This window comes from Methanosarcina mazei S-6, assembly GCF_000970205.1.
Taxonomy (GTDB): domain Archaea; phylum Halobacteriota; class Methanosarcinia; order Methanosarcinales; family Methanosarcinaceae; genus Methanosarcina; species Methanosarcina mazei.
Window position 1 is genome coordinate 1,444,496 of sequence record NZ_CP009512.1, and the last position, 11,801, is coordinate 1,456,296.

At 40.8% G+C, this 11,801-nt stretch carries 12 protein-coding genes and 7 tRNA genes; 5 read left to right on the top strand and 14 right to left on the bottom strand.

What is annotated here, in order from left to right:
- Positions 1 to 219: 219 nt before the first annotated feature.
- The 3 genes from MSMAS_RS06295 to purD all read right to left on the bottom strand — a co-directional run bounded on the left by MSMAS_RS06295 (position 220) and on the right by purD (position 2,940).
- Positions 220 to 304 (bottom strand) — tRNA-Leu (locus MSMAS_RS06295).
- 257 nt (positions 305 to 561) lie between these two features.
- Positions 562 to 1,470 carry an ornithine carbamoyltransferase gene (gene argF / locus MSMAS_RS06300; protein ID WP_011032099.1) on the bottom strand — a complete coding sequence of 303 codons (909 nt, stop codon included), beginning with the start codon at positions 1,468 to 1,470 and terminating at the stop codon, positions 562 to 564.
- Between the two features lie 168 nt (positions 1,471 to 1,638).
- Positions 1,639 to 2,940, bottom strand: a complete 1,302-nt coding sequence (purD, locus tag MSMAS_RS06305) for a phosphoribosylamine--glycine ligase (RefSeq protein WP_048040169.1) — start codon at positions 2,938 to 2,940, stop codon at positions 1,639 to 1,641.
- A gap of 466 nt (positions 2,941 to 3,406) precedes the next feature.
- Here purD and MSMAS_RS06310 point away from each other — a divergent pair, with 466 nt between their 5' ends.
- Entirely contained in the window at positions 3,407 to 3,718 is a 312-nt protein-coding gene (locus MSMAS_RS06310; RefSeq protein WP_011032097.1) for a carboxymuconolactone decarboxylase family protein, read from the top strand.
- A 154-nt stretch (positions 3,719 to 3,872) separates the two neighbouring features.
- Here MSMAS_RS06310 and pyrE read toward each other — a convergent pair whose 3' ends face one another.
- The gene (gene pyrE, locus MSMAS_RS06315; protein WP_011032096.1) at positions 3,873 to 4,436 is read right to left on the bottom strand and encodes an orotate phosphoribosyltransferase; all 564 of its coding nucleotides are present in this window, start codon (positions 4,434 to 4,436) and stop codon (positions 3,873 to 3,875) included.
- Positions 4,437 to 4,525: 89 nt separating this feature from the next.
- Complete coding sequence (locus MSMAS_RS06320; RefSeq protein ID WP_264357997.1) at positions 4,526 to 5,074, bottom strand: CDP-2,3-bis-(O-geranylgeranyl)-sn-glycerol synthase; 549 nt, start codon at positions 5,072 to 5,074, stop codon at positions 4,526 to 4,528.
- Positions 5,075 to 5,332: 258 nt separating this feature from the next.
- Between MSMAS_RS06320 and MSMAS_RS06325 the strand changes: the two genes are divergently transcribed.
- The 3 genes from MSMAS_RS06325 (at position 5,333) to MSMAS_RS06335 (ending at position 8,901) form a co-directional block, all read left to right on the top strand.
- Positions 5,333 to 6,322, top strand: coding sequence for a cytochrome c-type biogenesis CcmF C-terminal domain-containing protein (locus MSMAS_RS06325; protein WP_011032094.1), 990 nt, complete (start codon positions 5,333 to 5,335; stop codon positions 6,320 to 6,322).
- Between the two features lie 60 nt (positions 6,323 to 6,382).
- The gene (gene ccsA / locus MSMAS_RS06330) at positions 6,383 to 7,444 is read left to right on the top strand and encodes a cytochrome c biogenesis protein CcsA (RefSeq protein WP_011032093.1); all 1,062 of its coding nucleotides are present in this window, start codon (positions 6,383 to 6,385) and stop codon (positions 7,442 to 7,444) included.
- A gap of 1,061 nt (positions 7,445 to 8,505) precedes the next feature.
- The gene (locus tag MSMAS_RS06335; RefSeq protein WP_015410893.1) at positions 8,506 to 8,901 is read left to right on the top strand and encodes a hypothetical protein; all 396 of its coding nucleotides are present in this window, start codon (positions 8,506 to 8,508) and stop codon (positions 8,899 to 8,901) included.
- Positions 8,902 to 8,915: 14 nt separating this feature from the next.
- Here MSMAS_RS06335 and MSMAS_RS19745 read toward each other — a convergent pair whose 3' ends face one another.
- The 9 genes from MSMAS_RS19745 to MSMAS_RS06375 all read right to left on the bottom strand — a co-directional run bounded on the left by MSMAS_RS19745 (position 8,916) and on the right by MSMAS_RS06375 (position 11,260).
- The gene (locus tag MSMAS_RS19745; protein ID WP_259637111.1) at positions 8,916 to 9,044 is read right to left on the bottom strand and encodes a hypothetical protein; all 129 of its coding nucleotides are present in this window, start codon (positions 9,042 to 9,044) and stop codon (positions 8,916 to 8,918) included.
- Positions 9,045 to 9,723: 679 nt separating this feature from the next.
- Complete coding sequence (locus tag MSMAS_RS06345; protein ID WP_011032091.1) at positions 9,724 to 9,936, bottom strand: MoaD/ThiS family protein; 213 nt, start codon at positions 9,934 to 9,936, stop codon at positions 9,724 to 9,726.
- Complete coding sequence (locus MSMAS_RS19750) at positions 9,933 to 10,061, bottom strand: hypothetical protein (protein ID WP_015410890.1); 129 nt, start codon at positions 10,059 to 10,061, stop codon at positions 9,933 to 9,935. The genes MSMAS_RS06345 and MSMAS_RS19750 overlap by 4 nt, the downstream gene beginning before the upstream one ends.
- 487 nt (positions 10,062 to 10,548) lie before the next feature.
- Positions 10,549 to 10,620 (bottom strand) — tRNA-Gly (locus MSMAS_RS06350).
- A gap of 12 nt (positions 10,621 to 10,632) precedes the next feature.
- Positions 10,633 to 10,707 (bottom strand) — tRNA-Phe (locus MSMAS_RS06355).
- Between the two features lie 57 nt (positions 10,708 to 10,764).
- Positions 10,765 to 10,838 (bottom strand) — tRNA-Val (locus MSMAS_RS06360).
- 65 nt (positions 10,839 to 10,903) lie between these two features.
- Positions 10,904 to 10,975 (bottom strand) — tRNA-Gly (locus MSMAS_RS06365).
- Between the two features lie 11 nt (positions 10,976 to 10,986).
- Positions 10,987 to 11,061: transfer RNA gene (locus MSMAS_RS06370), tRNA-Phe, on the bottom strand.
- Positions 11,062 to 11,186: 125 nt separating this feature from the next.
- Positions 11,187 to 11,260: transfer RNA gene (locus tag MSMAS_RS06375), tRNA-Val, on the bottom strand.
- Between the two features lie 353 nt (positions 11,261 to 11,613).
- On the opposite strand from MSMAS_RS06375, the gene MSMAS_RS19190 reads away from it, so the two are divergent.
- Positions 11,614 to 11,799 (top strand): hypothetical protein, encoded by a 186-nt coding sequence (locus MSMAS_RS19190; RefSeq protein WP_155397844.1) that lies wholly within the window; start codon positions 11,614 to 11,616, stop codon positions 11,797 to 11,799.
- The last annotated feature ends 2 nt before the right edge of the window (positions 11,800 to 11,801 follow it).

Sequence of the window (11,801 nt, forward strand, 5' to 3'; positions counted from 1 at the left end):
ACAAGTAATCTAAATATAAATTTCTATATTTTTCTGAGAACTGATATCTCAGTAGCACAAAGGTATTTTTGGGCAATTGTAAAATTGATTTTTATTAATGTGCCTCTATAGAAACGAACAATTTTTGATTAGGGAAACTTTAGAAATGTAATAGTTGTGCAAAAAATCGTACAAAACAGCGTTGCGTTTTTTGAAGATACCTATTACCCAAAAATTAAGTGCGAGAGGTGCGATTCGAACGCACGAACTCCTACAAGACCAGGCTCTGAACCTGGCGCCTTTGACCTGGCTGGGCAACTCTCGCATGTTGGTGTGTTTACAGTTAAATATAATATAGTCCTATATGTAATTCTCTGAATCCAGCGCCTTTGACCTGGCTGGGCAACTCTCGCACGATGTGGCTTATGTTCAGCAGCACATAGTAGTGCTCTTTGTTCTTATACTTTTTCCTTGAAAGCCTTCTCGGAAGGTGAAAAAACCCGATAACTTCTAATATATATTTATTTCATATGAGTCCTCTCAATCATAGAGGAGAAATATAGAGGAGAAATTGATGAAATTTTATCTCATCAATTTCAGGATAAGGGCTTTCTGCGCGTGAAGGCGGTTTTCTGCCTCTTCGAAGATCACGGAGTTTGGGCCGTCCATAACTTCGTCCGTGATTTCAAGGCCTCTCCTGGCAGGAAGGCAGTGCATTACTATTACATCCGGTTTTGCGACTCCGAGGAGTTCGGTGTTGACCTGGAAAGAACCAAAATCTTTCAGGCGCTTTTCCTGCTCTGCTTCGTCCCCCATGGAGACCCAGACATCAGTATAGATTATATCTGCGTCTTTTGCGGCAGTTTTGGGGTCATCTGTTATTGAGAATTTGCCTCCCAGGGCTTTCGCTTTCTCGAGGAACTCGGCTCCGGGTTCGTAACCTTCAGGGCAGGCAATGACAAACTCCATTCCCATGATTGCAGAGCCCAGGAGAGCGGAATTGCAGACATTGTTCCCGTCTCCTATCCAGGCGAACTTCAGGCCTTCAAACCTGTTTTTATATTCCATGATGGTCATGAAATCGCCAAGGATCTGGCATGGGTGTTCCCGGTCCGAGAGGGCATTTATCACGGGTATGGTCGAGAATCTGGCAAGCTTTTCCACGGTGTCATGGCTCATAACCCTTGCCATGATCCCGTGCAGGTATCCCGAAAGGGTCCTGGCTGTATCTTCAATTGTCTCACCTCTTCCTACCTGGATATCCCTGGAGTTAAGGTAAAGGGCGTGTCCTCCGAAATCGCTCATTGCAACCTCAAAGGATACCCTTGTCCTTGTGGAGGATTTTTCGAAAATCATTCCAAGGCTTTTATGTTTCAGGTACTCGGTAGGTTCTCCCGCCTTACGTTTTTTCTTCAGGTCCGCTGCCGATTCAAGGAGTTCGTATATCTCCTCCCTGGACAGGTCAGTTATAGAAAGTACATCTCTCTTCATCGTCTCAAATCCCGACTTCTTTACGGCTGAGTTTAAACTTCTGGCTGAAACCAAACTTTAAATCTGGGCTTTATTTCCAGGCTCTGTTTTGTTTCCAGGCTTTATTATTACTGCATAGTACTTATTTACACATATTTAGATGCGGCACTTATGCATAGTTTTTAACAATCAGCCTCTAAGTTCTTTCATATGGTCTATTCTTTTCTGGATAAGACTCGCTGTGCCTATATCTCTCCTGAAGAAAAGTTCACCCTGAATATTTTCAAGAGCATTCTGAGCGACTTTCTCTGCAGCCTCTATTGTTTCTGCACACCCGACAACAGCAACGGCGCGGGAAGTGGTGGTATAAATTTTCCCTTCTTTTTCATACACACTTGCATAGTAAACTGAAGCTTCCCCTATATCTCCTACAATCACTTCGCTGTCTTTTTTCGGGTTATCCGGGTAGCCTGCAGGAACTGCGTATTTGCAGACTGTAGCTTTCCTGCTGAATTTCACAGGCAGGTCTCCAAGGGTTCCTTTTGTCACGGCAGACATTATTTCTACAAAATCAGTCTCTATAAGGGGAATAACGTTCATGGCTTCAGGATCTCCGAACCTGGCATTGAACTCCACGACTTTTGGGCCTCTGGATGTAAGGATAAACTGCCCGTAAAGAATCCCCTGGTATCCCGTTCCGGTTTCCTCACGAAGGGCTGTTACGGTATGCTGCATAATCTTTTTTGCCTTCTCGATATCTTCCGGGACCATGAAAGGAAGGATCTCTCCTGCATCCGTGTAAGAGCCCATGCCGCCAGTATTTGGCCCGATGTCCCCTTCATAAGCCCTCTTATGGTCCTGCACTGCAGGGAAAAAGGCAAGGTTTTTTCCGTCAACAAAAGCCTGGAGGGTAAATTCTTCTCCTATGAAACGCTCCTCAATAACAACAGGTCCCTTTTCCAGAAGCTCGCTTGTGTATTCCCTGGCAGCTTTGATGTCAGGTAGCTGGTCGCCCATGACTTTTACACCTTTGCCGCCTGTAAGTCCCGAGGGCTTAACTGCAACGTCACCAAGCTTTTCAATGAAAGCGTGTGCAGGAGCTTCTTCCGTAAAAACCTCATAGGCAGGGCAGCCTTCGATCCCGTATTTCTTCATGAAATTTCTTGCCCACGCCTTGTCAAATTCAATAATTGCACAGGCTTTTTTAGGTCCTACAACGGGAATTCCGGCATCCCATAGGGCATCTGCAACTCCTGCTGCAAGGGGAGCTTCAGGCCCCACAAAAGCCATTTCTATCTTCCTGGCTTTTGCATATTCGACAACTTTTTCAACCTCTGTTTCTTTTTCGAGCAGGAAGTCCTCACAGAGGGCGGCAATTCCCGGATTTTTCTTTGCCATTAACGCATAAAGGATTGGGTTATGCTTGCTTTTCTTAATTCCTTCGGCAATAGCGTGCTCCCTTCCGCCGCCGCCGATAAGCAAAATTTTCATTTTCATTCTCCTTGTTCAAAAAAATTTATTTTTCAATTGAAATTTGTTCTTAATGCCTTTGAGGAAATATCGTGAAAAAAAAGGTAATGGATTATGGAACTCACAAGACCTTTCTTTCAATTTAAAAATATTTTCATTTTTATAAATGATATTTTTAGCCAGCAACACAATAAAGGATTTCCTAATTCTCTATTTCTTTTGATAAATATCTTCTCATTGTTAAGCTTCTTATTTATATAAAAATCCTGCAAGTTTTAATTTCTCTTTAGAGTCCTGTTTTTTATCTTCTTTAATATCTTTCTCTTAATACTTTTTATCAGTTTAGGATTGGAATAATCACACTTTAAGCCTATCAACTGAATGCAAAAGTAGAAACATTCCAAGTATCTATAAAAACATAAAATCTAATTTACCTGAGATCTGCTAAATATAAAAAATGAACCAGATTCTTCAAAAGGTGACATCTATGAATCAAAATCCGTATGAGATCTTCCAGAACGAATGCCCGGAAGTTGCAGCACGTTTTAACGACCTCATTGAAGCGCAAAAGGCTTTAAAAGGTCTCGATGCTAAATCAAAGCAGCTAATCAACATCGCTATCCAGACAGCTAACCGAAACCCAAGAGGTGTGCAGATGCATGCCATGATGGCAAAGAACGAAGGCGCAACTCGCGATGAAATTGTCGGCGCTGTGGTATTAAACCTTCATCATTCCGGTTTTGCATCAGTTCTTGACTGCCTGCCTGCTGCAATAAAAGGTTTTGAAGGTAAATTTTAAATGTTATTATTATTATTATTATTATTATTACTATTACTATTACTATTATTACAATATTACAATATTACAATATTATTACTGTCATTATTATTCCAATTTATAAGGATCCTAATTTTATTAAATAGAGATTCAGGAAAGTGCTACTGCACTTTCTTTATTTCAACAGGTCGCTTGCACTTACAAGAGGCACAAGTTCGACATCTGCTTCTTTCAGTTTTTCCCCTGCCCCTTCTTCTCTGTCCACTACTGTGATAACGTATTTTAAACTGGCTCCTGCTTCTCTGACAACCTCGATCGCATCTCTCACCGAGCCCCCGCTGGTTGTTACGTCTTCAAGCATTACAAGCCTGTCCTCGGGTTTCAGGTCTCCAACAAACCTGCTTTTTGTGCCGTAGTCCTTGACGGATTTTCTCACAATCAGAAGTGGGAGTTCAGTCTCCAGGGAAACAGCGGTTGCCAGAGGGACTCCTCCGAGTTCCACACCTGCAACTGTATCCACATCCATTTCTTTTATCCTGAGGGCTGCCTGCCTGGCAATTATTTTCAGGGTTTTCGGGTCCGTGCTGGCTTTCTTGATGTCTATATAATACTTGCTTTTCTTTCCCGAAGCAAGTGTGAAGTCCCCGTAACGGACAGCTCCGCAGGCTTTCAGGGCTGCGATAAGTTCCTGTTTCTGTTGTTCAAAATTATTTCCTGTTTCTGAATTTGTTTTGCTCATTTTCTCACCGGTATTTGCAGCCTTATTAATGCTATATGTGTTTTCTTAGATTTTTCCTGTAAGGATATTATTAAATTCCCCGGAAATTTTCACCACGGTTCTTTCTTTACACCTATAAAATATCCGATTATGTTTGTCGTAAGATGTAGTAGAGGCGTTATTATAATAACTGTAAGCATGATTCCCGGAGTAAAATTACTCACGAACCACTCCGGGGCAGCAAGGTATGTAAATACCCAGGCTCCGACCACAAAGTCAAGCTGGTCCACGAGAGGCAGTGACGCTCCCCTTTTCAGTCCCATCCTGCGTTTGAAAAAGCTCTTGAACATGTCCCCGAAAAGCGCACCTGAAGCAAGGGCAAGCACAACTATCAACGAACTTGTATAATCCGGGCCGAATCCGGGCATTTCGATTCCCAGTATCTCAAACCCTCTGAAACTCAGCCATACCTCAACACAGCCTGCAAGAAACCCGCAAAATATGCCTGAAAAGAGCCCTCTATATGTCTTTCCGTCTCCGAGGATCCTTCTCCCGTCTTTATATGTCCTGCCTCCATCAATCGGTTTTCCGCCCCCGAAAACAGCTGCGAAGGGATTGGAAAGGTAAGCAGGGATCATCAGCCAGAACGCTTTGATTATCAGCTCTATCGTGGTATCATCTCTTTAATTCCTTGTTACTTTTTTCCGGGGCAGAAGTTAATCCTTCCCACACCCTTATCCATCTTATTTTTTTCTTCATAGCCAGCAAAAGATGGAGTAATTAAACTCTCGCTGTTTTCTTCAGAAATCCTTTATTTTCATGTATGTTTAAATAATGGGCTTAAGTAAATATTATCCCTATTTAATTGTATTTATTTTATTAAGTTGTATATTTTATTCACACTCTCAAGGTTTTTTATGAAAAGACTGAATGATATCCTTACACTTCGAAACACTCTATTTGCTACAGTCTCGGTGCTGACCCTGCTTGCCGCCCTGATCACGATGGGGCTTTTAACCCCTTTTATCGTCAGGCTCGGTACAGGAGAAGAAATTCTTCTTGATGCCGCTTATTTTAATTTGCGGGCAGCTCTGCCCACTCTTGCCCTTGTAATGCTGCTCACCCTCTGCCTCCTCATAAAGAGTGCAGGGAAAAAGGCAGGCCTCCTGGTATTTGGGCTGGGAATTGCAGGGTCCGCATTTTCGGCTGCATTTTCCCTGTTTTCCAGTCTGCCTGTTAATATTTCTTTTCCGGTCCTTATAGCGGCATTTTTTGCAGTTGTATACAGACTTCTTTCTTTAAAGGAAAAAAGCCTGAAAGGAATTCTCCGGAAAGCAGGGCCTCATATTATCCACCTGGGGGCAGTCCTGCTCCTTGTCGGGATCATATTCAGCACAAATATGAACCTTGAGGATTCTGCAGTGGTACCTGTCGGAGAAATGGCTACTTTTAAGCCTATGGGTTACAGCGTCCTTATCACTGATATAATATCCGGGGTCGAAGGGGAACCCTATGGCGGTCATTCTGGTTCTTCTTACGTAAGCACGATTTATTTTGATGTGTACAGATGGGGGCAGCCTTTTGACAGCGGGCAGGTAAGGTATATAAGCGACTTTAAATGGCAGCAGTCCTACACCGAGACCTATATCCGCAGGGGGCTTCTGGAAGAACTTTTTATCGCCCCTAAATCCATAGACACGGAAGCACGGGCCGTGGAACTTTACATTCGAAAGGTGCCTTTTATGAGCTCTCTCTGGGGAGGGTTTTATCTGATGGTGCTGGGAGTTCTGATCCTTTTCATTTCGGGTTCTCTGGAAGGGGAAAAAGCACTCCAGAAAATGAGCTTTGCGGAAACTGTCCTTTCGAAAGAGCTTCCTGAGGAAATAAAAACGAGAACTGAAAAATGAAATTAAATAGAACCGGGCTGGTAAAACAATGCATGACACGGGTGTGCAGATGGTGATTGTATGAATACTGGAATGGGGCTCATCTGGATAGCCGGAGCTTCAGGGCTGCTTGCTTTTTTTACTTCCCTGCTTTACTTCTTGAAGCAGGATAAAAAATTTATGATCCTCTCACAAAAACTGGAATTTGCAGCAGGAGCAGGAATAATCATTGCGATATCCCTGCTTGTTTATCACTTAGTTGGGGTTGATACCGAATACGGTTATGTTTTTCAACACTCCAGCGCTGACCTCGCCTTGAAGTACAGGTTCTCAGCACTCTGGGCAGGTCAGGAAGGGTCTTTTCTGGTCTGGACAGGCTTTATCTTCATAATGATTGCAGCCACGCGTTTCACACGAGCAGGAAAAGTACTCGGAGAGACGGAGCTTTTTGCACTTATGAAGTCAGTTTCCCTATTTGTAGCTTCTGCATTTTTGCTTCTTCTGGTATTGAAAAATCCTTTCTCAATGTATTATCTAACATGGGCAGGAGTGCCTGAAGTTACAAACTGGAATCTGTTTGCAGAGCCTTTTGTTGCTTCTTACGGACAGGGCATGAACCCTTTGCTCAGGAACTTCTGGATGGCCATACACCCCCCTCTTCTGTTCCTTGGCTATGCAGCTTTTACCCTTCCTTTTGCTGCTGCAATTTCAGGTCTTATCCTCAGGGACAGCAGGTGGCAGGAATTTGCAACCGGATGGATGCGTGTTTCCTGGTTCTTCCTTACAATGGGGATAGGTTCTGGAGCCTTCTGGGCGTATGAGGTACTTGGCTGGGGTGCCTGGTACTGGACCTGGGATCCGGTCGAGACTTCCTCGCTTATCCCCTGGCTTACAGCAACGGCTTATCTGCATGCAAAATTACGGTTCCGCAATGATGAGTACGGCTTCATGCTCCCTATGCTTGCCCTTGTTTCTTTTATTCTGGTAATTTTCTCGACTTTTGTCACAAGAAGCGGGCTGTGGGTATCTGTCCATTCATGGCAGGACTTCACAGCAGAAGGGATGGTTATTGCTCTATTCCTGATTATTATAGCGGGTTCAAGCACAATTCTTCTGGTCAGAAAGTATTTCAGTGAGGATTAAATAAGCAGCCCAGGTAATGTATTGTGAGGAAATTCTCTGGGAAGCAAGTTCACTTGAAAATAAAGGAGATTAATTGAGAAGTGAAGCATATTAATCGAAATCAAAAAAATTAATTGAAAAGTAACTGGAATTGATTGAACATTAAAGCAAATTGATTGAGAATCAAAGCAATAATTGAAAACCAAAGCAGTTAATTGAAAATCAAAGCAATAATTGAAAATTAACTGAAATTAACCCTGGAAAAGATTCCTTAAATTTTGGCTTCATGAAGCTCTTTATTGAGTTTTCTCCCTTTTACAGATCTTTAATTTTTTAACTCTTTTAAGTTTTTTAACTTTATCCCAATTGGGCGCTTTCAGGATAAGACCTCTTAAAGATCGAGAAGAATGTTTCAGATTCACCCGTTTTTCTGGCTAATTGTCTGGTCTGTCTGAAACCGGGATATAAACATTTCTAAATTATCTTTGACGTTTTATTGTCAGGATTTTTGCCTGCAATTTCTTTTATCAGTGCAATTATAATATTTTTGTTGTGATGCCTTCAGGTTTTTATCCGGGTCATGGGATTATTATGTTTCATATAATTAATTATTTTTTCATAAGTTCTAATGTCAGGTGTAGTTGAAAGTTTTTCAATTCCTTTTTAATATATACAACTTTAAATAGTATGAGTACATTATTAAATGTTGGAAATGAATAACCTTCTAATTATATACGTATACAGGTTTAATTACTGAACCGGTACGTATTTTCCCATCAATTTCACAAAACGGTTCTCTGGTGGTCGGTTATGAAAATGTACTGTATTTGTTTTTAATAACCGGTTGTTGGACTTAAAACGTAAACAATCCGCTCGATTGTGAAAAAACGCTTTTTATTTCATTCAAAGTTTTAAAACGGGATAGACTACCATATAAATATTTATATGGAGTAAAACTTTTGAAGTCGGAATTAGCTTTAACAGGTGATTATGAAAGCTACCTTTTAAGGTCTGAATTATAATTGCCTCCAAATTCTTTAACTGACAAAATAAATTATAAAATAGACTATGAAGGGGTTATCATGAAAGACTATGAAGTAAAAGTGCTGGACGAAAACGACCACATTTTTATTGAAACGTTACGAAATCTCGGGATGTCGAGAAACGTTGCCACAACTATGGCATATCTTATGAATGTTGACGAAGCTTCATCCCGTGAAATTGAAATCAGTACCGGACTGAGACAGCCTGAAGTCAGTCTCGCTATGAGGCTCATGCGCAATCAGTCCTGGGTCAACGTACGCTCGGAAAAGAAACCCGGTAAAGGGCGCCCAATAAAGATATATTCCCTTGCAGCCCCTGTTGATGAGATCATAAGCTATTATGAAGATAAAATCTACAAGGAATCTCAGGCAACGATCTCAGCAATTAAAAAACTGAAGGTTATGAGCAAAAAGGTGCCTCTTACTCCCAAGTAAGTAACTCAAAAGGGTTAGTCCATAATGGCTGACAGCCCTTTCGGGAATTCACCATTATGGAAATCAAATCCTTCCATAATATATTTATTTAATTTTTCTTCTTTCTGTTTTCCCATGATATTCAGTTTTTTCGTATCTTTCAAGTTCTTTTCTTTAATTTCTTAGATTTCTTCTCTTTGCTTTCTTAAATCATTCTTTATTTTCTTATACCCTTCTCTCTACTTTCTTAGATCCTTTCCTTTGTTTTTTAAACTCTCTTCTTTAATTTATCATGTCCTATTTATTATGTTCTTTCCTTCACTTTCCAGGGTTTTCTTACAGATGTTCTCGATATGGTTCTCATCGGTATTTTTCCTGGTTACCGAGATTATTGATTCCACTAATAAAGTCGATAACGCGTGGTTGGATCTAATGTTAAATCTAAAACCTGAAGCTGAAAGGCCCACATTGTTAATGACTGCTATAAAAGGAAGACCTCGCAGAAAATTGATCTCACAGAAAACTGATATTGCGAAAGTAAACTTAGAAAAGTAACTTTGTAGAAAATTGATCTTGCAGAAATAATCTTGCAGAAATAATCTTACAGAAAATAATCTTACAGAAAATAATCTTACAGAAAATAATCTTACAGAAATAACCTCAAAGAAATACTCTTACAGAAATAACCTCAAAGAAATAACCTCAAAGAAATACTCTTACAGAAATAACCTCAAAGAAATAACCTCAAAAAAATAACCTTGCAGAAAAATAACCTTTAAAATCTCTCTAAAAAGGGGGAAAAATAAGTCTCAATAAAGAAGGGGCACTGCCCTTAAGGGCAGATCATCCACCTGTTACAACTTTTAATATCGTTAGTTTATCAGAACCTATAGCCCCATCAAGGGGAACAGCATTCCCTCCATTTAATACAAGTACTGTTTCCTGATTTATGTTCAGCTCATCAAGCAGGTCTTCGTAGGTGGCTGTTTCAGCCACTTCTACGGTCTGCTCGACAATCTCTCCAGCTTGAATAGTTATGTGTACTTTTTTACTCACTCTAGTGTTCCACCGCCGCTTACCTGAATTTCGTCTACGATTTCCTTTATTAACTTCTGCTCCAGTTCATATTCTTTTCTAACGCCTTTCCTTTCTGCATTTCTTTTCTGGAACTTTCCTGTCATGGTTAAATCTCCTTACGATTTTTCAGGTTGCAACTTAGTGGGTATAATCTCTTCCAACAAACTCTCTTGTCTTTTCGAGATGTATATCCAATAATTATAATGATCTTTTGTTTTAATTAAGCTTTTGGTTAACGAACTTTTAGGTTAACATTGTCTTGTTTTCATATCACATTGGCGTATTTCTTCCTTACTTCTTAATATTTTTATCTGTTAACAATGCAACTGATTACGTTTGAATGATTAACCTTCTATGCACAAAACTTTCTATTCTCTCTAATAACTAATAATATTTGATCCGGAACAGGTTATCTTATTAAAAGCTGACATTTATTGTGATATCTTTAATTGTTTATGACCTGAATATCCCTGCTTATTAATCTTAGTGGATAAATCCGGACAAAAAGCACACAAATCAAAGAAAAAAGTTAAATGATAATTGGAAAACTAAGGAAAAAAGATTTGATCATAAACATGGTCAATAAAATTATACACCAGCCGGGATTCGAACCCGGGTTCGAGCGTTGGCAACGCCCGGTGATGACCGCTACACTACTGATGTTCCCTGTTTTTTTGGTGCCCAGACCCGGATTCGAACCGGGGACAACTGCCTCTTCAGGGCAGCGCTCTCCCACTGAGCTACCTGGGCAGGCAGATCTGGCAGTAACGTGATAAATGCAGGTTCACTGCCGGATTAATATTTATATGGGCCCGCTGAGATTCGAACTCAGGACCTCCGCCATGTCAAGGCGACGTCATAACCGTCTAGACCACGAGCCCTATGTGATGTCTTATACTCCCTATAACAAGATACATACTTGAAATAAGGATAACTAAAAAAGTTATACACCAGCCGGGATTCGAACCCGGGTTCGAGCGTTGGCAACGCCCGGTGATGACCGCTACACTACTGATGTTCCCTGTTTTTTGGTGCCCAGACCCGGATTCGAACCGGGGACAACTGCCTCTTCAGGGCAGCGCTCTCCCACTGAGCTACCTGGGCAGGCAGATCTAATACTGCAGGTTCCTTTTTAAGAACATATCTTAAAAGAACTGGCAGTATTTTCGTTTTTCGCTTTCCAGAAAAAACTCTGGAAAGGTCCTGACTGTTTTTTCTAAATTCTTAAGTGGGCCCGCTGAGATTCGAACTCAGGACCTCCGCCATGTCAAGGCGACGTCATAACCGTCTAGACCACGAGCCCTCTACAATGTGTATTGCTTCCGTTTCTCGCACGGAAGTGCAACACCATAGTACGCATCATCATTTATATAAGTTTTGGGTGGTTCTGGCTTTTTTTGCTGGATAGAGTCCTGATAAAGCAAAATATCTTGCACTGTTTTGTAACCGATTTATCCATCGATGTGAAGAATGCTAAAAATTAATGCAAGAAAGCGTTGAAAATACAACTGTTTAATAAAGGTAAATGGAGAGCCGGGCAGAGAGCTATTTTATGAAAAACTCAATAATAGGGACGGCTAATTATCTGTTTCTCCATATTCACCGGGGGAATTTCCAATATCTTTAAACGGAACAACCAGGCTAAAATGTGGCAGCATGAATGATAATAGGCCAGAAAGTGACAGGCCAAATATTGAAAGATTAAACATTGAAAGATCGGATACTTATAGATCAGACAGTGATAAATCATACACTAAAAGACTGGATACTGATAAGCCTTACAGTATTATTACTGTCCCAATGGGTCATTCAAACTCTTACCTTATAGTTACAGGAGGTTAGGG